Source organism: Spirillospora sp. NPDC048819, assembly GCF_040650055.1.
In the GTDB taxonomy this organism is placed as follows: Bacteria; Actinomycetota; Actinomycetes; order Streptosporangiales; family Streptosporangiaceae; genus Spirillospora.
The window spans coordinates 51,061-72,353 of the sequence record NZ_JBEZGN010000026.1; the positions used below are offsets into that span (position 1 = coordinate 51,061).

General features: G+C 72.2%; 19 protein-coding genes. 3 read left to right on the forward strand and 16 right to left on the reverse strand.

Going from position 1 to position 21,293, the window contains the following annotated elements; genetic code table 11:
- The first annotated feature begins 2 nt into the window (after window positions 1-2).
- The gene (gene hisS / locus AB0C35_RS29460; RefSeq protein ID WP_358462639.1) at window positions 3-1,283 is read left to right on the forward strand and encodes a histidine--tRNA ligase; all 1,281 of its coding nucleotides are present in this window, start codon (window positions 3-5) and stop codon (window positions 1,281-1,283) included.
- Window positions 1,280-3,070 carry an aspartate--tRNA ligase gene (gene aspS / locus AB0C35_RS29465; protein WP_358462642.1) on the forward strand — a complete coding sequence of 597 codons (1,791 nt, stop codon included), beginning with the start codon at window positions 1,280-1,282 and terminating at the stop codon, window positions 3,068-3,070. Before hisS ends, aspS begins: the two co-directional genes overlap by 4 nt.
- A gap of 20 nt (window positions 3,071-3,090) precedes the next feature.
- Here aspS and AB0C35_RS29470 read toward each other — a convergent pair whose 3' ends face one another.
- From AB0C35_RS29470 to pgsA, 16 genes are all read right to left on the reverse strand, one after another.
- Window positions 3,091-5,265 (reverse strand): bifunctional (p)ppGpp synthetase/guanosine-3',5'-bis(diphosphate) 3'-pyrophosphohydrolase, encoded by a 2,175-nt coding sequence (locus tag AB0C35_RS29470; RefSeq protein ID WP_358462897.1) that lies wholly within the window; start codon window positions 5,263-5,265, stop codon window positions 3,091-3,093.
- A 603-nt stretch (window positions 5,266-5,868) separates the two neighbouring features.
- Window positions 5,869-6,393: an adenine phosphoribosyltransferase gene (locus AB0C35_RS29475; RefSeq protein WP_358462645.1), complete on the reverse strand. Its 525-nt coding sequence runs from the start codon at window positions 6,391-6,393 to the stop codon at window positions 5,869-5,871.
- Between the two features lie 284 nt (window positions 6,394-6,677).
- Entirely contained in the window at window positions 6,678-7,187 is a 510-nt protein-coding gene (yajC, locus tag AB0C35_RS29480; RefSeq protein ID WP_358462648.1) for a preprotein translocase subunit YajC, read from the reverse strand.
- A gap of 176 nt (window positions 7,188-7,363) precedes the next feature.
- Window positions 7,364-8,428: a Holliday junction branch migration DNA helicase RuvB gene (gene ruvB / locus AB0C35_RS29485; RefSeq protein WP_358462651.1), complete on the reverse strand. Its 1,065-nt coding sequence runs from the start codon at window positions 8,426-8,428 to the stop codon at window positions 7,364-7,366.
- 107 nt (window positions 8,429-8,535) lie between these two features.
- Window positions 8,536-9,141, reverse strand: a complete 606-nt coding sequence (ruvA, locus tag AB0C35_RS29490) for a Holliday junction branch migration protein RuvA (protein WP_358462654.1) — start codon at window positions 9,139-9,141, stop codon at window positions 8,536-8,538.
- Window positions 9,138-9,713: a crossover junction endodeoxyribonuclease RuvC gene (gene ruvC, locus AB0C35_RS29495; protein WP_358462657.1), complete on the reverse strand. Its 576-nt coding sequence runs from the start codon at window positions 9,711-9,713 to the stop codon at window positions 9,138-9,140. Before ruvC ends, ruvA begins: the two co-directional genes overlap by 4 nt.
- 79 nt (window positions 9,714-9,792) lie before the next feature.
- Complete coding sequence (locus AB0C35_RS29500; protein ID WP_358462660.1) at window positions 9,793-10,944, reverse strand: GNAT family N-acetyltransferase; 1,152 nt, start codon at window positions 10,942-10,944, stop codon at window positions 9,793-9,795.
- A 58-nt stretch (window positions 10,945-11,002) separates the two neighbouring features.
- Window positions 11,003-11,755, reverse strand: coding sequence for a YebC/PmpR family DNA-binding transcriptional regulator (locus AB0C35_RS29505; RefSeq protein WP_358462663.1), 753 nt, complete (start codon window positions 11,753-11,755; stop codon window positions 11,003-11,005).
- 3 nt (window positions 11,756-11,758) lie between these two features.
- Complete coding sequence (pdxT, locus tag AB0C35_RS29510) at window positions 11,759-12,376, reverse strand: pyridoxal 5'-phosphate synthase glutaminase subunit PdxT (RefSeq protein WP_358462666.1); 618 nt, start codon at window positions 12,374-12,376, stop codon at window positions 11,759-11,761.
- A gap of 91 nt (window positions 12,377-12,467) precedes the next feature.
- Window positions 12,468-13,082: a hypothetical protein gene (locus AB0C35_RS29515; RefSeq protein ID WP_358462669.1), complete on the reverse strand. Its 615-nt coding sequence runs from the start codon at window positions 13,080-13,082 to the stop codon at window positions 12,468-12,470.
- 143 nt (window positions 13,083-13,225) lie between these two features.
- Window positions 13,226-14,149 carry a pyridoxal 5'-phosphate synthase lyase subunit PdxS gene (pdxS, locus tag AB0C35_RS29520; RefSeq protein ID WP_358462671.1) on the reverse strand — a complete coding sequence of 308 codons (924 nt, stop codon included), beginning with the start codon at window positions 14,147-14,149 and terminating at the stop codon, window positions 13,226-13,228.
- Window positions 14,150-14,282: 133 nt separating this feature from the next.
- The gene (locus tag AB0C35_RS29525; RefSeq protein ID WP_358462674.1) at window positions 14,283-15,320 is read right to left on the reverse strand and encodes a DUF3048 domain-containing protein; all 1,038 of its coding nucleotides are present in this window, start codon (window positions 15,318-15,320) and stop codon (window positions 14,283-14,285) included.
- 136 nt (window positions 15,321-15,456) lie between these two features.
- Window positions 15,457-15,996 carry a hypothetical protein gene (locus tag AB0C35_RS29530; RefSeq protein ID WP_358462677.1) on the reverse strand — a complete coding sequence of 180 codons (540 nt, stop codon included), beginning with the start codon at window positions 15,994-15,996 and terminating at the stop codon, window positions 15,457-15,459.
- 11 nt (window positions 15,997-16,007) lie between these two features.
- Window positions 16,008-17,207 (reverse strand): glycosyltransferase family 4 protein, encoded by a 1,200-nt coding sequence (locus AB0C35_RS29535; protein ID WP_358462680.1) that lies wholly within the window; start codon window positions 17,205-17,207, stop codon window positions 16,008-16,010.
- Entirely contained in the window at window positions 17,204-18,166 is a 963-nt protein-coding gene (locus AB0C35_RS29540; protein WP_358462683.1) for a phosphatidylinositol mannoside acyltransferase, read from the reverse strand. Before AB0C35_RS29540 ends, AB0C35_RS29535 begins: the two co-directional genes overlap by 4 nt.
- Entirely contained in the window at window positions 18,163-18,786 is a 624-nt protein-coding gene (gene pgsA, locus AB0C35_RS29545; RefSeq protein WP_358462686.1) for a phosphatidylinositol phosphate synthase, read from the reverse strand. Before pgsA ends, AB0C35_RS29540 begins: the two co-directional genes overlap by 4 nt.
- A 319-nt stretch (window positions 18,787-19,105) precedes the next feature.
- Here pgsA and AB0C35_RS29550 point away from each other — a divergent pair, with 319 nt between their 5' ends.
- Entirely contained in the window at window positions 19,106-21,268 is a 2,163-nt protein-coding gene (locus tag AB0C35_RS29550; RefSeq protein ID WP_358462689.1) for an elongation factor G-like protein EF-G2, read from the forward strand.
- Window positions 21,269-21,293 lie beyond the last annotated feature (25 nt).

Genomic DNA, 21,293 nt, shown 5'->3' on the forward strand with positions numbered 1-21,293 from the left:
TCATGAGTTCGAGCTTCCGGGCCCCCAAGGGGGTCAGTGAATACGTCCCGCCGCGCGCGGACCTCTTCTACGCCATCCGGGAGGCGTTCGCCGAGCAGGCGAGGCTGGCCGGTTACGGCTACCTGGAACTGGCCGTCTTCGAGGACACCAACCTGTTCAGGCGGGGGGTGGGCGAGTCCACCGACGTGGTGTCCAAGGAGATGTACACGTTCGAGGACCGGGGCGGCCGGTCGCTGACGCTGCGTCCCGAGTTCACCGCCTCGGTGCTGCGGTCGGTCCTGGAGAACAACCTCCACAAGGGCCCGCTGCCGGTGAAGGTGTGGACGACCGGGCCCGCGTTCCGCGCCGAACGCCCCCAGCAGGGCCGTTACCGGCAGTTCTACCAGCTGGACCTTGAGGCGATCGGCAGCGAGGACCCGCAGGTCGACGCGGAGACGATCGCGATCGCGTGGAACTGGTACCGCTCGCTCGGGCTGACCCGGGTGCGGCTGCTGCTGAACTCGCTGGGCTGCAAGGAGTGCCGGCCCGCCTACCGGGCCCTGCTGCAGGACTTCCTGCGCGGCCTGGACCTGGACGACGACACCCGCGCCCGCGTCGAGATCAACCCGCTGCGGGTCCTGGACGACAAGCGCCCGCAGGTGAGGGCCCAGATCGCGGACGCCCCGCTGATGGCCGACCACCTGTGCCCGGCCTGCAAGGCCCACCACGACCGGGTCCGCGAGCTCCTGGGCGACCTCGGCATTCCGTGGGAGGACACCCCGACCCTCGTCCGCGGCCTGGACTACTACACCCGGACGACCTACGAGTTCGATCACCCGCTGCTCGGCGCCCAGTCCGGCATCGGGGGCGGCGGCCGCTACGACGGGCTGTCGGAGGACATCGGCGGCCCGCCGCTGCCCGGCATCGGGTTCGGGCTCGGCCTGGACCGCACCGTCCTCGCGCTGGAGGCCGAGTCGCAGGAGGGTGGCGCCGCCGCGTTCACGACCGGGCCGCGCTGCGAGGCGTTCGGGGTCGCGCTCGGCGACGCCGCCGAACGCCGGATGTTCGCGCTGGTCGACGAGCTGCGCCGGGCCGGGATCGCGGCCGACATGGCGTTCGGCGGCAAGCGGCTGAAGGGCGCCATGAAGGACGCGGACCGCTCGGGCGCCCGCTACGCCGTGATCCTCGGGGAGCGAGATATCGCGGACGGCGTCGCCCAGGTCAAGGATCTGGCCGAGGGCGAGCAGACAGCCGTCCCGCTCACCGGCATCGTCACGACGTTGAAGGAAAGGCTCTCGAAATGATCCGCACGCACGAGGCGGGGACGCTCCGCAAGGAGCACGCCGGGCAGCAGGTCACGCTGGCCGGCTGGGTCGGCCGCCGCCGCGACCACGGCGGCGTCACGTTCATCGACCTGCGCGACGCGTCCGGCACCGCGCAGGTCGTGTTCCGCGAAGAGGACACCGCGCACGACCTGCGGTCGGAGTTCTGCGTCAAGGTCGTCGGGGAGGTCCGCGTCCGGCCGGCGGGCAACGAGAACCCCGAGCTGCCCACGGGGGACATCGAGGTCGCCGCCGGCGAGATCGAGGTGCTGTCGGACGCGGCGCCGCTGCCGTTCCCCATCGAAGGCGACGTCAACGTCAACGAGGAGATCCGGCTCAAGTACCGGTACCTCGACCTGCGCCGCGACGCCGTCGCGCGCGCCATGAGGATCCGGTCCGAGGCGTCGTTCCTGACGCACGAGGTGATGCGCGAGCACGGCTTCATCAACGTCGAGACGCCGACGCTGACCCGGTCGACGCCCGAGGGCGCCCGCGACTTCCTGGTCCCCGTCCGGCTCCAGCCGGGCCACTGGTACGCGCTGCCGCAGTCGCCGCAGCTGTTCAAGCAGCTGCTCATGGTCGGCGGGCTGGAGCGCTACTACCAGATCGCCCGCTGCTACCGCGACGAGGACTTCCGCGCCGACCGGCAGCCGGAGTTCACCCAGATCGACATCGAGATGTCCTTCGCCGACCAGGACGACGTCCTGCGGGTCGGCGAGGACCTCGTCGCCCGGCTGTGGAAGGACCTGGCCGGATACGAGATCCCCCGGCCGATCCCCCACATCACCTACGCCGACGCGATGGCCCGGTACGGCTCCGACAAGCCCGACCTGCGGTTCGGTCTCGAGCTGACCGACATGACCGAGTACTTCGCCGGCACGCCGTTCCGCGTGTTCCAGGCCCCCTACGTCGGCGCGGTCGTCATGCCGGGCGGCGCGTCCCAGACCCGCAAGGAGCTGGACGGCTGGCAGGACTGGGCGAAGGCGCGCGGCGCCCGCGGCCTCGCCTACGTGCTCGTCCAGGACGACGGGGCGCTCGGCGGCCCGGTCGCCAAGAACCTGTCCGACACCGAGAAGGAGGGGCTGGCCGCCGCCGCCGGCGCCGGACCCGGCGACGCGATCTTCTTCGGTGCGGGGAAGCGGCACGCGACGCAGGAGCTGCTCGGCGCCGCCCGCCTGGAGATCGGCCGCCGCCGCGAACTGATCGACGAGACGGCGTGGAAGTTCGTGTGGGTCGTCGACGCGCCGGTCTTCGAGCCCGTCGAGGACGACAAGGGCGAGCAGATCGGCTGGACGGCCGTCCACCACCCCTTCACCGCGCCGAAGCCGGAGTTCGCCGCCTCCTTCCAGGACGACCCGGGAGCCGCGCTCGCCAACGCCTACGACCTCGTCCTCAACGGCACCGAGATCGGCGGCGGGTCCATCCGCATCCACCGCGCGGAGATGCAGCAGCGGGTGTTCGAAGTGCTCGGCCTGTCGAAGGAGGACGCCGAGTCCAAGTTCGGGTTCCTGCTGGAGGCGTTCAAGTTCGGCCCGCCCCCGCACGGCGGCATCGCGTTCGGCTGGGACCGGATGGTGATGCTCCTGGCCCGGCAGGACTCGATCCGCGACGTGATCGCCTTCCCGAAGGCCGCGTCCGGGTACGACCCGCTGACGGCGGCGCCCACGCCGATCACGCCGCAGCAGCGCGCGGAGGCCGGAATCGACGCCGAACCCGAGGCCGAGGGCAAGGGCGAGGGCGAGGGCGAGGACGGCCCAGGCGAAGGCTGACCGTGAAGCGGCGCCGCCCCTTACCGGGTGGCGCCGCTGGTCACCCGGTAGACGTCGTACACGCCGTCGATGGAGCGGACGGCCTTCAGGACGTGGCCGAGGTGCTTCGGGTCGCCCATCTCGAACGTGAAGCGGCTGACGGCGACCCGGTCGCGGGTCGTGGTGACCGACGCCGACAGGATGTTGACGTGCTGGTCGGACAGGACGCGGGTCACGTCCGACAGCAGCCGGGGACGGTCGAGCGCCTCCACCTGGATGGCGACCAGGAAGACCGAATCCTCGCCGGGGGACCACTTCACGTCGATCAGCCGGTCGGGCTGCGACTTCAGGCTCTCGACGTTGGCGCAGTCGGCGCGGTGGACGGACACGCCGTGCCCGCGCGTCACGAACCCGACGATGTCGTCGCCCGGGACGGGCGTACAGCAGCGCGACAGCCGCACCCACACGTCGGGGTCGTCCGCGACGACGACGCCCGGGTCGCCCGCCGGCCGGCTCCGCTTGCGGCGGGTCGGCAGCGCGATCTCGGCGAGGTCCTCCTCGGCGCTCTCCACACCGCCGAGGGCGTCCACGAGCCGATGGACGACGTGCTGCGCGGAGACCTGGCTCTCGCCGACCGCCGCGTACAGCGACGACACGTCCGGGTAGCGCATGTCGCGGGCGAGGGCGAGCAGCGCCTCCCCGGACATCATCCGCTGCAGCGGCATGTTCTGCTTGCGCATCGCGCGGGCGATGGCGTCCTTGCCGGACTCGATCGCGGTGTCGCGGCGCTCCTTGGAGAACCAGTGCTTGATCTTGTTGCGGGCGCGGGCGCTCTTGACGAAGCCGAGCCAGTCGCGGCTCGGGCCGGCGTCCTGCGACTTGGAGGTGAAGACCTCGACGGTGTCGCCGTTGTCGAGGGTCGATTCGAGGGGGACGAGACGCCCGTTGACGCGGGCGCCGATACATCGGTGCCCGACCTCGGTGTGGATCGCGTACGCGAAGTCGACGGGGGTCGCGCCCTGCGGCAGCGCGATCACGTCGCCCTTCGGGGTGAACACGAACACCTCGGAGACCGACAGGTCGAAGCGCAGCGACTCCAGGAACTCCGCCGGGTCGGCGGTCTCCTTCTGCCAGTCGAGGAGCTGGCGGAGCCACTGCATGTCACCGGCCTTGCGGCCGCCGACCGTCTCCTCCTTGTACTTCCAGTGCGCGGCGACGCCGTACTCGGCGCGGCGGTGCATGCCCCAGGTGCGGATCTGCAGCTCGACGGGCTTGCCCTCCGGGCCGATCACCGTGGTGTGCAGCGACTGGTACATGTTGAACTTCGGCATCGCGATGTAGTCCTTGAACCGGCCGGGGACCGGGTTCCATCGCGCGTGGATCGAGCCGAGGGCGGCGTAGCAGTCGCGGACGCTGTCGACGAGGACCCGGATGCCGACCAGGTCGTAGATGTCGTCGAAGCTGACGTCCCGCGCGATCATCTTCTGGTAGACCGAGTAGTAGTGCTTCGGCCGCCCGGTCACGGTGGCCTTGATCCGGGCCTCGCGCAGGTCGGTGGAGACGTTCTCGATCACTTCCTGCAGGTAGACGTCGCGGCGCGGGGCGCGCTCGGACACCAGCCGGGCGATCTCGTCGAACCGCTTGGGGTAGAGCGTGGCGAACGCGAGGTCCTCCAGCTCCCACTTCAGCGTGTTCATCCCGAGGCGGTGCGCGAGCGGCGCGAACACCTCCAGGGTCTCGCGGGCCTTCTTCTCCTGCTTGGGCCGCGGCATGTAGCGCAGCGTGCGCATGTTGTGCAGCCGGTCGCCGAGCTTGATCACCAGGACGCGGATGTCGCGGGACATCGCCACGACCATCTTGCGGACGGTCTCGGCCTCGGCGGCCTCCCCGTACTTGACCTTGTCGAGCTTGGTGACGCCGTCGACCAGGGCGGCGATCTCGTCGCCGAAGTCGGACCCGAGCTGCTCAAGGGTGTACGGGGTGTCCTCGACGGTGTCGTGCAGCAGCGCCGCGCAGAGCGTCTCGGTGTTCATGCCGAGCTCGGCGAGGATGGTGGCGACGGCGAGCGGGTGCGTGATGTACGGGTCGCCGCTCTTGCGCTTCTGGTGGCGGTGGTGGTGAGCGGCGACGTCGTAGGCGCGCTCGATGAGCCGGAGGTCCGCCTTCGGATGCGTGTTGCGGACCGTCTTGATCAGTGGTTCTAGTACCGGGTTCATAGCGGAGCCGCGCTGGGCGCCCAACCTGGCGAGCCTACGGCGCACCCGGGCGGCAGACGGTGGAATCGTGGCCGGCGTGGGCCTGGACGGAACTGCGGGCTCGGGGGTGTCGGCGTCCCCGGCGGAGCCGGGGCCCTCGGTGGGCGGGCCCTGATCTCGGGGGCCCTGCTCATGGGGTGCCTGGTCTCGGGGGGCTTGCTCTTCGAGGGCGGGCTCTCCGGAGGCCTGCTCTTCCGGAGTCCGGGCGGTGGGGGCCCGTCCGGGAGAGTCCTTCGCGGGCGGGCCCGGGGGCGTCCCCGGTTTCTCCGCGGACGGTTCGGGGGGCGGCTCCGGCGGTTCGGCGGCGGGACGGCCGGGCGGTGGTGCGTTCCGTGCGGCGCGGCGCGGCGGCGCGGCGGGCGCGGCGGCCCGCACACCGTGCTCCCCCGTGGTGTCCCGCGCGGGGCGGGTCTCGGGGGCGGCGTCGTTCACCGCGTCGGTCGATACCACCTCACCGGGCACCCAGCCTCCTTAGTCCATCCGGGCGCAGACCCGCTGCCCGCGGGATGCGCCCGTCCCCACCGGACCCTGATGGCGCCCAGTGTATCCGGCAGCCATTTCTTACTAGACCGTAACCAGCGAATGGACGTCCAGATTCCCCAGCTTGTCGCGTCCGTTCAGGAAGGACAGTTCGAGGAGGACGGTCAGGCCGGCGACCTCGGCTCCGCTCCGCCGGACGAGTTCGGCGGCGGCCCTGGCCGTGCCTCCGGTCGCCAGGACGTCGTCGACGATCAGCACACGGTCACCGGGCTCGAGCGCGTCGAGATGGATCTCGATCGTCTCGGTCCCGTACTCGAGATCATAGGTCTCCTCGCGCGTCCGCGACGGCAGCTTCCCCTTTTTGCGCACCGGGACGAACCCCGCGCCGAAGTGGTACGCCACGGGCGCGGCGAGGATGAACCCGCGGGCCTCGATTCCGACGATCTTGTCGATGGTGCCGCGGCCGTGGTGGTTGACGATCGCGTCCACCACGCCGGCGAACGCGACATGGTCGGCCAGCAGGGGCGTGATGTCCTTGAAGACCACCCCGGGCTTGGGGTAGTCGTCCACGTCGCGGATCCGCTCCAGGATCAGCTTGCCGAGGTCCACAGTTCGCTCCTACTCGCCGCCGCTGCCGGGCCGCGCGTCCGGGCCGCCGCGGCGGCCCGGTCTGCACGACCTCACGGACGGTGACTGTACCGCCGAGGCCGCCGGCGTCGTCGGCGGGGCCGCCCTCGGCGCCGAACGGGACGGCGGACGCGAACGGCGACGGCTTCGCGCCGCCGCCGTTCGCGTTCAGTCCGTCCTTGCAGCCCGGTCCGGCGATGTCGTCGCTGCCCTGCTCGGTGCCCGGCCGGCACGGCCGCGATTTCGAATCGCGGCAGGAGGCGGGGTCAGCCGGTGGACTTGTTCGCCGCCTTCACCTTCAGCCCCTTGCGGGACTTGGTCTCGGGCTCCTCCGCCTCGGCGGTCTCGTCCGGGCCGTCCTCGTCCGAGTCGTCCTCGTCCGCCTCGTCGTCGGAGTCGCCGTCCTTGGACAGGTCGACGCGGTCGCCGTCCTCGTCCTCGTCGTCGTCATCGTGCTCGTCGTCGAGGTCCTCGGGCTCGTCGTCCTTGAGGACCTGCATGACGGCCTGCTTGACGAAGCGGACCTCGACGCCCTCCGCGATCTCCAGGACGATGCCGTCGTCGTCGACCTCCACGACGGTCGCGCGCATGCCGCTGGTCGTCAGCACCCGCACACCGGGCTCGATGGCGTTCTGCATATTCATCTGCTCTTTGCGCCGCTTGCTCTGCGGCCGGATGAGCAGGAAGTAGAAGACCAGGGGAATGGCGAGGAGCAGGAGCAGGTTGAAAGCCCCGCTGCCGCCCGAGCCCGCCGCGATAATCATGTCGCCGCCCATTACTGGGGCATCCTTCCGATGTCGTTAGCCCAGCCTGTGACCGGACCGGTCAGGTAACGGGACCGCCGGCTGGAGACGGTGAACCAAGTCCCGGAGTCTAGAGAGTACGCGAGACCCCGGCAACGACGTGACGACCGGCGAAGCCGGGAAGTTCCCAACCCGTTATCGGATGATCACTATTCGGGCCCGCCGTCGCCCGCGTCGACGTCGAACAGCGTTCCCGCCATCGGCGCCGTCGGCGGCTGCGCGAGCCCGAGATGCGCCCACGCGGCCGCGGTGGCGATCCGCCCCCGCGGCGTCCTCGCCAGCAGGCCCTGCCGGACGAGGAACGGCTCGGCGACGACCTCCACGGTCTCGGGTTCCTCCCCCACCGACACGGCCAGCGTCGACAGCCCCACGGGACCGCCGCCGAACTTGCGCATCAGCGACTCCAGGACGGCACGGTCGAGCCGGTCCAGGCCCCGTTCGTCCACCTCGTACAACGCCAGCGCGGCCTGCGCTGATTCCAGGGTGACGCTCCCGTCGGCGCGGACCTCGGCGTAGTCGCGGACGCGGCGCAGCAGCCGGTTGGCGATGCGGGGGGTGCCCCGGGACCGGCCGGCGATCTCGGCGGCGGCGTCGCCGCCGATCTCCACGTCCAGCAGCGCCGCCGAACGCCGGACGATGATCTCCAGCTCGGCGGGCTCGTAGAAGTCCATGTGCGCGACGAACCCGAACCTGTCGCGCAGCGGCCCGGGCAGCATCCCCGCCCGGGTGGTGGCGCCGACCAGTGTGAACGGCGCGATGTCCAGGGGGATCGCCGTCGCGCCCGGGCCCTTGCCGACGACGACGTCGACGCGGAAGTCCTCCATCGCCATGTAGAGCATCTCCTCGGCGGGCCGCGCCAGCCGGTGGATCTCGTCCAGGAACAGCACCTCGCCCTCGGCGAGCGTGGACAGCACGGCCGCGAGGTCGCCGGCCCGCTCGATCGCCGGCCCGGAGGAGATCCGCAGCGGCTGCCCCAGCTCCGCGGCGATGATCATGGCGAGGGTGGTCTTGCCGAGGCCCGGCCCGCCCGACAGCAGCACGTGATCGGGCGTCCGGCCGCGCCGCAGCGCGCTCTGCAGCACCAGCGAGAGCTGCTCGCGCACCCGCTCCTGCCCGACGAAGTCGTCCAGCTTCCGGGGCCGCAGCGCGGCCTCGATCCGCTGCTCCTCGGCCCCGTCCGCATCCGGCGACACCAGCCGCTCAGGATCACTCATCCTGTTCTCCGTGGGGGGACGACCCCCCACACCCCCCGGTTCGCTCCCGCTCATCCTGTTCTCCGTGGGGGGACGACCCCCCACACCCCCCGGTTCGCTCCCGCTCATCATTTGCTGAGCTTCTTCAGCGCCGACTTCAGAAGAGCCGCGACCGGGGGCGTCTCGCCGCCGTCGAGATCGGCGGCGACGGCGTCCACGGCGGCGTCGGCGTCCTTGGCGGACCAGCCCAGGTTGATCAGGCCCATCTGGACCTGCTCGCGCCACGGCTCGGCGCGGGCGGGCGCGCGGACGCCGCCGGCGCCGTCCCCGACCGGGCCGCCGAGGCGGTCCCTGAGCTCCAGGACGATGCGCTGGGCGCCCTTCTTGCCGATGCCGGGGACCTTGGTGAGGGCGGTGAGGTCGTCGCTCGCCACCGCGTGGCGCAGCGCGTTGGGCGTGTGGACGGCGAGCATCGCCAGCGCCAGCTTGGGCCCCACGCCGCTGGCCGTCTGCAGCATCTCGAACACCGTCCGCTCGTCGTCGTCGGCGAACCCGAACAGGGTGAGGGAGTCCTCGCGGACGACGAGGGAGGTCGGCACCTTCGCCTCGTCGCCGACCCGCAGCCCGGCCAGGGTGGCGGGGGTGCACTGCACCGCCAGGCCGACGCCGTGCACGTCGATCACGGCGCCGTCGGGTCCGGCGGCGGCCACCCTGCCGCTGACGAAGGCGATCACTGGACGGTTCCTCCTCTGCTCCGGGCGGCCAGGCGCTCGCGTTCGGCCCTGGCAGCCTCCTCGATCCGCGACCGCTGGGCCGTGGCGAGCCGCTGCTGCGCTCCCCCGCGCCACACGTGGCAGATGGCCAGCGCGAGCGCGTCGGCCGCGTCCGCCGGTTTCGGGGCCGCCTCCAGGGACAGCAGCCGGGTCACCATCCTGGTCACCTGCGCCTTGTCGGCGCGCCCGTTCCCGGTGACGGCGGCCTTGGCCTCGCTCGGGGTGGGCAGCGCGACGGGCAGGCCGCGGCGGGCCGCCACCAGCATCGCGACCCCGGCCGCCTGCGCGGTGCCCATCACGGTACGGACGTTGTGCTGGGAGAACACGCGCTCGACGGCGACGGCGTCCGGGCGGAACTCGTCCATCAGCGCCTCGATGCCCGACTCGATGCCCAGCAGGCGCAGGGGGATGTCGTCTTCGGGCGCGGTCCGCACGACGGACACGTGCACCAGGTGGAGCCGTTTGCCCGGGGCGCCCTCGACGACCCCCACCCCGCACCGGGTGAGCCCGGGGTCCACCCCCATCACCCGCAAGGCCACTCCTTCGATCACCTGTTCGGCCGCCAACGCTATCAATCCGGCCTCGCATCGTGGAGGGGGCGGCGGCGTGTTGTCAGAAGTAATCCAAAGAGAAGGGCGTGGCCGCGAACGCGGGCGACAGGGCTTCCGCGTCCCCGCCCTGGAGGAGGCCGGAGCGGCGCAGCGCGGAGACCGGGACGCCCGCGTAGAGCGCCGACAGGCCGCGGGGGCCGAGCCGCACGGCATCGGAGGTCTCGCCGGACGGCTCCAGACGGCCCTCCCCGTCCTCGATCTCCAGCCGCCAGTGGCCGGAGTTCGAGGGACGTTGCGGGTCGTCGACCAGCAGCGGCGCCTGGGCGGCCACCCCGGCGGGGTAGCCGCGCGCCGCGATGGCGGCGGGCGCGTCCACGACCCGCAGCATCCACGGGGTCCGGTGGACGATCTCGGGCGGGCGCTCGCGCGGCAGCCACAGCACCGGGTCCAGCGGGGAGACGCACGCGCGGACGGTCCCGGCGGTCGACGAGCCCGATCCGACGATGGCCCACAGCGCCCGGAGCGTCCGCTCGGAGGACGCGACGAGCCGGGAGACCTCCAGCCCGCCGCCGCCCTCGGCCCAGCGGTAGGAGAGGAACCCGTCCTCGGCGAGGTAGACGTAGTCGTCTCGCTGCCCGAGCAGGCCCCGCCACCTCGCCTCGCCCCATCCGACGGGGCCGCTGTCGCGCGCCTGCGCGTGCACGCGGCCGATGACGGCGGCGGCCTCCGCGGCGTCCTCCGGCCCGGCCCTGCGGACGGGCACCCGCTCGGCGGCGACCGTGCGCAGCGCCTCGGCCGGCAGTTCGATGTGGTGCTGGGCGCCCGCGTGCTCCCAGCCGAGCGACCGGTAGATCGGCGTCGTCGCGGGATACAGCATCGCCAGCGGGTGCCCGAACTCGGCGCACCGGCGCAGCAGGTCGGCCATCAGCCGGCGGCCGAGCCCGCGGCCGCGCTCCTCGGGCGCGACGGTGACCCCGCCGACGCCCGCCGCGGACACCGGCCGCCCGTGCCACCACTGCGTCATGTCGTGCAGGGCGCCCGAGGCGACGATCCCGCCGCCGTCGAAACCGCCGAACCACCGCCCGGCCTCCCACATCGGCCGGGAGGCCTCGGCGCGCCGTTCCCACTCCTCGTCCGGGATCGGCCCGAAGGCGCGTGCCCCGATGTCGCGGACGGCGTCCCTCTCGTCTGCGCCGAGCGCCCGGATCTCCATGATCCAGACCGTATGCCATGCCCGCGTCGCGCCCCGCCCGGGACGGGGCGCGGCGGCGTCAGTCCAGGGTGGCCAGGATGTCGTCGGAGACGTCGAAGTTCGCGTAGACGTCCTGGACGTCGTCGGAGTCTTCGAGGGCGTCCAGGAGCCGGAAGACCTTCTTGGCGTTGTCCTCTTCCAGGGGGACGGTGACGGTCGGCAGGAACTTGCTCTCGGCCGACTCGTAGTCGATCCCGGCGTCCACCAGCGCGCTGCGGACGGCGACCAGGTCGCCCGCGTCGCTGACGACCTCGAAGTTCTCCTCGTCGAGTTCGTTGACCTCTTCGGCGCCGGCGTCCAGGACGGCCATCATCACGTCGTCCTCGCTGGTGCCCTCCTTGGGGACGATCACGACGCCCTTGCGGTTGAACATGTAGGAGACCGAGCCCGGGTCGGCGAGGGAGCCGCCGTTGCGGGTGAGGGCGACGCGCACCTCGGAGGCGGCGCGGTTGCGGTTGTCGGTCAGGCACTCGATGAGGACGGCGACACCGCCCGGGGCGTAACCCTCGTAGGTGATGTTCTGCCAGTCGGCGCCCCCGGCCTCCTCACCGGCGCCGCGCTTGCGCGCGCGCTCGATGTTGTCGTTGGGGACGGAGTTCTTCTTCGCCTTGTAGATGGCGTCGTAGAGGGTCGGGTTGGCGTCCGGGTCGCCGCCGCCGGTGCGGGCCGCCACCTCGATGTTCTTGATCAGCTTGGCGAAGAGCTTGCCCCGCTTGGCGTCGAGGGCCGCCTTCTTGTGCTTGGTCGTCGCCCACTTGGAATGGCCGGACATCTGTCACTCCTCCTCTGTCGTCCGGCGCACCAGATCGGCGAAGTAGTGGTGCACGCGGAAATCGCCTGTCAACTCCGGATGGAACGCGGTCGCCATGAGGCGCCCCTGACGGACGGCGACGATCCTACCGGCGTTCGGGCCGCTCTCGGCGCGTCCGAGGATCTCGACGGCGTCGCCGACGGACTCCACCCAGGGAGCGCGGATGAAAACGGCGTGGTACGGCGTGTCCCCCATACCGGTCAGCGGGACGTCGGACTCGAACGAGTCGACCTGCCTGCCGAAGGCGTTGCGCCGTACGGTCATGTCGATCCCGCCGACCGTCTCCTGGCCCGCCACGCCGTCCCGGATCCGGTCCGCCAGCATGATCATCCCAGCGCAGGAGCCGTAGACGGGCAGTCCCGCCTCGATCCGCTTGCGCAGCGGCTCCAGCAGCTCGAACGAGCGCGCCAGCCGCCACATGGTGGTGGACTCCCCGCCGGGCAGGACGAGCCCGTCGACCCGTTCCAGCTCTTCGGGGCGGCGCACGTTCAGGGTGCGCGCCCCGGCCGCCTCCAGGGCCGTCGTGTGCTCGCGCACGTCGCCTTGCAGGGCGAGGACACCGATCGTCGGCACAGCGCTCACGTGCAACCTTCCGGGGTTCGCGGGGGTCGTTCAAGCCTAGACGTTCACTACAACGCGGCTCGACCTCGCGGATCTTCCGGGATCGTGCGCGTCACACGTGCTTGAAGCGGCGCAGCGGCAGCTCCAGCGGCAGGAAGCCGTCCTTGCCGCGGTCGGCGATGCCGCGGCCGAACATGTGCGCCTCGGCGAGCGCGAGCCCGAACTCCTCCGGGTCGAACGGCAGCGGGACGTCGGGCGCGCCGGCGTCGATCGCCCGCCAGAACGGCCGCTCGGCGGGGAGCCGCTCGCCCTGGTCGACGACGACGCCGTCCTCGGCGGTGACGAACACGTCGCGGAGCAGCTCCCCGGACTCGTACCAGCGGAACCAGCAGCCGCGGATGACGGTGTGCAGGACGAGGACGCCGCAGTGCGAGCCGGGCAGCGACGCCGCCGCGGTGTCGGCGATGCGGCGGGCGTCGTCGTCGAGGCAGAAAAGACGCCGGTCGCACAGCAGCAGCGCCCGCTCGAACGCCCCGACGAACAGCTCGTCCTCGTACGGCCAGAGCGCGAAGTCCAGGACCGTGTCACCGGTCTCGGTGAGTGTGTCCGCCGGATAGAGGCCGCGGGCGATCGCCGCGGCGGCGTCCGGATCGGGCACCAGGCCCGGCCGGAACACCTCGGTGGGTTCACCCGCGCTCGCGCACGCCAGCGCGACCGACCAAGCCATGCTCTCCCCTCCCGCGGCCGGGCACCGCCCAGGGGCACGCGCTCCCCTCACCGGCCGCGCCGCCAGCGTAAACCCTGTCAGGGCGCGGTGTGCAGTGGGGACGGCCCATTTATCGCGGCGCCGTCCTCACCGGCACGCCCGCGTCACCAGCCGCGGCCCGCGAACTTCTGGTCGTCGCCGAGGGTGGCGGAGTTGATGCCGACCATGGCCTCGCCGAGGCCGCGCGACACCTTGGCGATGACGCCGGGGTCGTCGTGGAAGGTGGTGGCCTTGACGATGGCCTCGGCGCGCTGCGCCGGGTTGCCGGCCTTGAAGATCCCGGAGCCGACGAAGACGCCCTCGGCGCCGAGCTGCATCATCATGGCGGCGTCGGCCGGGGTGGCGATGCCGCCGGCGGTGAACAGCACGACGGGCAGCCTGCCCGCGGCCGCGACCTCCTTGACCAGCTCGTAGGGGGCCTGGAGCTCCTTGGCGGCGACGTACAGCTCGTCCTCGGGCAGGGACTGCAGCCTGCGGATCTGCTGGCGGATCTGGCGCATGTGCGTGGTGGCGTTGGACACGTCGCCGGTGCCGGCCTCGCCCTTGGAGCGGATCATCGCCGCGCCCTCGGTGATGCGGCGCAGCGCCTCGCCGAGGCTGGTGGCGCCGCAGACGAACGGGACGGTGAACGCCCACTTGTCGATGTGGTTGTCGTAGTCGGCCGGCGTGAGCACCTCCGACTCGTCGACGTAGTCGACGCCGAGGGCCTGCAGCACCTGGGCCTCGACGAAGTGGCCGATGCGGGCCTTGGCCATCACCGGGATGGAGACCGCGGAGATGATCCCGTCGATCATGTCGGGGTCGCTCATCCGGGAGATGCCGCCCTCGACGCGGATGTCGGCGGGCACCCGCTCCAGGGCCATGACGGCGACCGCTCCGGCGTCTTCGGCGATCTTCGCCTGATCGGGCGTGACGACGTCCATGATCACGCCGCCCTTGAGCATCTCCGCCATGCCGCGCTTGACGCGGGCGGTCCCGGTCTCGGGCGCGGAGTTCTCAGGGGCGGGACTGGAAGTGGACACGGGCATTCCTCACGTGGACGGACGATAAGTCCTTTCCATGGTATTGCCTGCTCGCGGGACCTCTCGACCCGCCACAGTGTCAACGCGCGGCCGGCGGACCTTACAAAGTGGCGGTTGACGCGTCGGACGGGAGCGGCGCCTACGGAATGTAGGGCTTGCCGTCGTTGACGAGGACCACCCAGACCTGCCCCGGCGCGAAGTTCACCGGCTCGCCGCCGGCCGTGGTGAAGGTCGTCCCCTTCTTCTCGGACGGCCGCGACCACTTGGCCTTGTAGGACTTCCCGTCCCGCAGGACGAGCGCCCGCCCGGTGCCGGTGGTGTCGATCAGCGGCGTGTAGCTGCCGAGGAAGTCGTGGAACTTCGAGCGGGTCGTCTTGGCGTACTGGATGACGACCGTCTCGCCGCCGAGACGCCCGCCCTCCGCGGCGCGGTCGGGCCGCCCGCCGAAGCTGGCGAGCCACCGCTCCTGCTTCTTCGACCAGGTGAACCCCATGCTGGCGGACGGCCACCGCGCGGTGAAGGACGTCGTGGGCTCGCCGCCGGGCGGGGCGTCCCCGAAGCGGAAGCCGATGTCGCGGGGCTTGGCGGCCTTGGGCGCCTTCTTCAGCAGGTCCTTCGGGTCGGCGTAGAGGTTGTACGGGATGGGCTTGCTCCCGGACCGGAAGTAGGCGCCTCCGGCGTTCTCCTGCGAGATGTCGTACACCGGCGCCGCGCGGACGTGCTTCTTCATCTTGCTCTGGACGCCGGAGAACGCGAACGCGGGCCGGCCGAACTGCGGCAGGATGTGCAGGTCGGAGATCCGGGCGCTGCGGACCGGCCCGACCCGCTTCGGCAGCTCGGACGAGTACACCGCCATCAGCCGGGTCTCGCCGCCCTCGACCTGCTCGACGTAGACGATGTCGGCGGCCTTGACCCCGCTCTGCGGGAGCGCGGGCCGGGTGTTCTCGATCTTGACGGCGAGGACGGGGTTGTCCAGGCCCTTGCGCTCACCGGTGAACGGGTGCGTCGGGGGCGGGGGCGGCGGCTCGGTCCGCTGGGGCCCGCCCGTGCTGCGCGGCGGCGGCGCCGTCTCCGGGCCGCCCGGATCCGAGCAGGCCGCCAGGCCGGCGCCGAGGACGAGGGCCCCGAGGCCTGCGGCCGCACGGCCCCTGCCGGTGGTCTGCCATGCGGATCGCACGATGAACCCTCCCTTTGCGTTCTGCCAGAGGGTAGCGAACGCGGCCGGATGCGCCCGCCCGCTCAGCGGTACGGCCGCGCGGACCGAGAACGATCAATTCGGCGCGGCCGGATTCCGGCGGTCGGATTCGGGGCGGTCAGATTCCGGGCGGGTCGTCGTCGATCTCGAAGAAGTCGGGGAGCGGGGCGCGGCCGGCGAGCGGCAGGATCCGGATGAGCAGCTTGCGGCGGGCGATCCTGGCCTGGGAGACGGCGTCGTTGTAGAACCGGCGGGCGTAGGCGACCTTCGCGGCGGACGAGGACAGCTCGTCCAGCACCGCCTTGCCCTCGCCGGAGCCGCCCGCGGTGAGGGTGCCGACGAACTCGGGCTGGTCGGCGACGGCGCGCAGCGCCCGGGACAGGTCGCTCTCGGCGAACTCGCGGTTGTCGGCGTCGGCGGTGCGGGCCTCGTGCGCGGCCGTGGCCAGGACCAGGCTCGCCGCCGGGTCCAGCAGCCGGGACGCGGCCAGCTCCAGCGCCGCGGCGGCCCGCCTGACCAGCGCGGCGTCGAGCGCGGCGCGGGCGGTCTCGACGCGGACGTGCAGCCGGTCGAGCCGGGTCGCACGCCACGACACGTACACGCCGGCGAGGAAGACGACGGCGATCCAGAACAGGACGTCGATGATCCAGTCGTACATCCGGTGGCCTCCTAGGCGCCGAGGCCGGACTCGACGACGCCGGCGGCCGCGCCCGCTCCTGCGAAGGCGACCGTCTCGTACACCCGCAGCACGTCGCGGGCCACCGACGACCAGTCGTAGTCGCGGACGGCGGCGCGGGCCTCCGCCGACAGCTGCTTGCGCCGGGCGGGGTCGTCGAGCAGTTCGCCGGCCGCCGCCGCGAGGGCCTCGTGGTCGCCTGCGGGGAACAGCGCCCCGGCGCGCCCGCCGCGCAGCACCCGGTCGAACGCCTCGATGTCGCTGGCCAGGATGGGGGCGCCCGCCGACATCGCCTCGGCGAGCACGATGCCGAAGCTCTCGCCGCCGAGGTTGGGTGCGACGAACACGTCCACCGAGTGGTAGGCGCGGACCTTGTCCTGCTCGCTGACCAGGCCGAGGACGACGACCCGGTCGCGCAGCTCCGGTGAGACGCGGGCCACCGCGTCGTCGGCGTCGCCGGGGCCGGCGAGCAGCAGCCGCAGGCCCGGCCGCCGCCGGCCGAGGATCTCGAAGGCGCGCAGGAGCACGTGCAGGCCCTTGCGCGGCTCGTCCATCCGGCCGAGGAACCCGAGCGCGCCGCCGTCGCCGGGTCCGCGGGGAACGCCTCCGGCCGGTCCCCCGGCCGTCAGGGCGCGCCCCGGCCAGCCGGGCAGCGGGTCCGCCATCGCGTACCGCTCGGTCGCGACGCCGTTGGGGATCAGCACGGCGTCGCCGCCGAGATGCTCGACGAGGGTGGTGCGGGCCGCCTCCGACACCGCGATCCGGCCGGTGATCTTCTCCATCGCGCTCTGCAGGATCGGCGCGGTGACCGACACCATGCGCGACTTCTCGTAGGACGCGTGGAAGGTGCCGACGATCGGGCCGTCCGCCGCCCAGCAGGCGAGGAGCCCCAGGGACGGCGCGGCGGGCTCGTGGACGTGCAGGACGTCGAAGGCGCCCTCGTTGATCCAGCGCCGCACACGGCCCGCCGACAGGAACCCGAACGCCAGCCGGGCCACCGAGCCGTTGTAGGGGACGGGGACGGCGCGTCCGGCCGACACGACGTACGGCGGAAGCTCCGCGTCGTCGTCCGCGGGTGTGATCACCGACACGTGGTGGCCGAGGGCGATCAGCGCCTCGGCGAGGTCGCCGATGTGCTGCTGGACGCCGCCCGGGACGTCCCAGGTGTAGGGGCAGACGAGGCCGACCTTCATGGGCCGCCGTCCGTCAGGTCTTCCACCCAGACCTTCTGCAGCATGTGCCAGTCCTCGGGGTGGGCGGCGATGCCCGCCTCGAAGACGTGCGCGAGCTCCTGGGTCATGGCCTGGATCTTCTCCTGTCTGCCGCCCTCGTCCGGAACCGGAATCTCGTCGTGGACGCGCGCCGCCCAGTACTCGCCCTCATACCAGAGTGTCACGGGAATGAGGGCGGCGCCGGTCTGGATCGCCAGCGCGGCGGAGACGGCCGGCATCCGGGCGGTGGCGCCGAAGAACTCGACGTCGATGCCGCTCTCGGTCAGGTCGCGGTCGACGACGAGGCACACCGGGCGGCCCGCCCGGAGCCGCTGGGCCATCCGCCCGTACGCGGAGGCGCCCCTGTGGGCGAGGACCTCCATGCCGAGCCCCTCGCGGAATTCGACGAACCGGTCGAACAGCGACTCGGGCTTGAGCCGTTCCGCGACGGTGGTGAACGGGTACCCGCAGTGCACCAGCCATGCGCCGGCGTGCTCGTAGTTGCCCATGTGGGGCAGGGCGAGGACGACGCCGCGGCCGGCGTCGAGGTTGGCGAAGAGCTTCTTCTCGCCGGTCACCCGCATCCGGCCGACGATGCGCGCCCGGCTGTACTCGGGCAGCCGGAACACCTCCAGCCAGTAGCGGAAGTAGGAGCGCAGCACCTTCTTGCTGAGGATGCGGACCTCGTCGTCGACGGCGTCCTTGCCGAGGACGCGGCACAGGTTCTTCTCCAGCTGCCGCACGCCGCGGCCGTAGCGGTGCCAGGTGCGGTCGGCCAGGGCGGTGAACGCCAGCCGGGCCGCCGCCTCGGGCATCTTGCGGACGACCGTCCAGCCCGCCGCGTACGCGGCGTCGGTCACCTCGTCGCGCAGTGACGGGCCGCCGGGGCCGCGCCGCGGCGTGCGATCCGGGCCGTCCCGCTGCGGGCGGGGTGCGTTCATGGGCGCGGCTCCGGGGCGGCGGCGCCGTCCTTCGCCTGGGCGTGGACGGTGGCGAACCGCTGGCCGACCGTGACGGTGCTCAGCCCGGCGAGGACCCACAGCGCGACGGCGAGGATGTAGGGGACGCCGAGCCCGTCGAATCCGGCGGCGACCAGCGCGACGATGAGGCGTTCCGCGCGCTCGGCGATGCCGACGTCGCAGGTGTAGCCGAGCCCCTCGGCGCGGGCCTTGGCGTAGGACACCACGACCCCGGCGACCAGGCAGTACAGGGCGACTCCGGCGAGCGGCTCCTGCCCGTCCCGGTACAGCCCGATCATCAGCCCGGCGAAGATCGCGGCGTCGGCGACCCGGTCCATCGTGGAGTCCAGGAAGGCGCCGAACTTCGAGATCTTCCCGGTGGCCCGGGCGACCGCGCCGTCCAGCATGTCGAACAGCACGAACGCGGTGATGACCAGCGTGCCCCAGAAGAACTCGCCGCGGGGGAACAGCACGAGCGCGCCGGCGGCGACGCCCAGCGTCCCGATGACGGTGATGGCGTTGGGCGACACCCCGGTCCGCGCGACCGCCTGTCCGACGGGGGTGAGGACGCGCCCCAGCGCGGGCCTGATCTTGTTGAGCATCGCCGTCCGTTCTCGTGTCTCGGGGAGAGGGCCCCGGGGGCCTGGCCGCCGCGGCGCGCCCATCGTAGTCGGATGCCGCGCACAGGGTGGTCAGGGCGGGTTTGGGCGGCGTGCGCCGCGGACAGATCACGGTTGATTGCCCTTCACCCCTTGTGGTCCCGCGCGTCACGGGAAAAGGTGGTGGTACGGGTGTGACGTCGGTCACGCACGTTGGACGAGGTCGGACGCCGCACTCGGACGTCAGGGCCGGCCCCTCGCCTGGGCCGGGCCCCAACCGCACGCGGGCCTCCGCGCGGAGACCCGTCCGAGGAGGTAGTCAATGGCGGACAAGGGAGGCCACCCGGGTGCCCCCGGCAGGGCACCGGAGGCCGGCGGGTGTGACAAGGTGCGCAACGTCGCGCTGGTCGGCCATTCCGGGGCCGGGAAGACGACGCTCGTGGAGGCGCTGCTCGCCGCCACGGGCACGCTGCAGCGGGCGGGACGGGTGGAGGACGGCACCACCGTCAGCGACTTCGACGAGGTGGAGGTGCGCCAGCAGCGCTCGGTCAACCTCGCGCTCGCCCCGCTGAGCCACGGCGACATCAAGGTCAATCTGATCGACACACCGGGGTACGCCGACTTCGTGGGCGACCTCCGGGCCGGGCTGCGCGCCGCCGACGCGGCCCTGTTCGTGATCTCGGCGGTGGACGGCATCGACGGGCTGACCCGGATGCTCTGGGAGGAGTGCGCGGCGGTGCAGATGCCCCGCGCGGTCGTCATCACCAAGATCGACCAACAGCGCGGCGACTTCGACGACGTGGTCATGGCCTGCCAGGACGTCTTCGGTGAGGGCGTCGCTCCGCTGTACTTCCCGGCGGGCGGCGCGGAGGGGCCGAAGGGCCTGATCGGGCTGCTGAGCCGGCGCTGCCTCGACTACTCCACCGGGCGGCGGACCGAGTGCGACCCCGACCCGGAGTACCTGGACCAGATCGCCGAGCAGCGCGCGTCGCTGATCGAGGGCATCATCCAGGAGAGCGAGGACGAGACCCTCATGGACAGGTACCTGTCCGGTGAGGACCTCGACGTCAAGGCGCTCATCGAGGACCTGGAGACCGCGGTGGCGCGCGGCAGCTTCTACCCCGTCATGGCGACGTCGGTCCCGCACGGCGATCATCCCGGGCCGGTCATCGGCATGCTGGAGCTGCTGGAGGTCATCACCCAGGCGTTCCCCTCGCCCCTCGAACACGGCATTCCCCCCGTGACCCCGGTCCGGGGCGGGCCGCCGCGGGAACTGGCCTGCGATCCCGAGGGGCCGCTGGTCGCCGAGGTGATCAAGACGACGTCCGACCCGTACGTCGGGCGGATCTCCCTGGTCCGGGTGTTCTCGGGGACGCTGCGCCCGGACACGACGGTGCACGTCTCCGGGCACGGCATGGAGGACCGCGGGCACGAGGACCACGACGTCGACGAGCGGGTCGGCGCGCTCACCTCGCCGCTGGGCAAGGCGCAGCGCACCGCGTCGTCGTGCTTCGCGGGCGACATCTGCGCGGTGGCGAAGCTCACCCGCGCCGAGAGCGGCGACACCCTGTCCGATCCCGGGTCGCCGGTGGTGATGGCCCCCTGGTCGATGCCCGACCCGCTGCTGCCGGTGGCGATCCGCGCCAAGTCCAAGGCCGACGAGGACAAGCTCAGCCAGGCGCTCGGCCGTCTCGTCGCCGAGGACCCCACGCTGCGGCTGGAGAACAACTCCGAGACCCGGCAGCTGGTGCTGTGGTGCATGGGCGAGGCCCACGCCGACGTGCTGATCGACCGGCTCAGGTCCCGGTACGGCGTCGAGGTCGAGCGGATCGAGCTGCGGGTGCCGCTGCGGGAGACGTTCGGCGGGACGGCCAAGGGCCTCGGCCGGCACGTCAAGCAGAGCGGCGGGCACGGGCAGTACGGCATCTGCCACATCGACGTGGAGCCGCTGCCCTCCGGTGAGGGCTTCGAGTTCGTCGACAAGATCGTCGGCGGGGTGGTGCCGCGGCAGTTCATCCCGTCGGTCGAGAAGGGCGTCCGGCAGCAGATGGAGCGCGGCGTGTCCGCCGGGTACCCGCTGGTCGACATCAAGGTCACCCTGCACGACGGCAAGGCCCACTCGGTCGACTCGTCCGACATGGCGTTCCAGGCCGCCGGGGCGCTCGCGCTCAAGGACGCGGCGGGCCAGGTGCCCGTCCTGCTGCTCGAGCCGGTCGACGAGGTGTCGGTGCTGATCGCCGACGAGTACGTGGGCCCGATCATGTCCGATCTGACGTCCCGGCGCGGCCGGGTGCAGGGCTCCCAGGCGGTGCCCGGCGGCCGCACGATGATCAAGGCGGAGGTGCCGCAGCTGGAGATCATCCGCTACGCGATCGACCTGCGGTCGATGTCGCAGGGCACCGGCACCTTCAGCCGCACGTTCCTGCGCTACGAGCCGCTGCCGCCGCACCTGGCCGACAAGGTCGCCGCCGAGTCAAAGGAGTAGCGCCGAGGAACGGCAGGACGTTCCC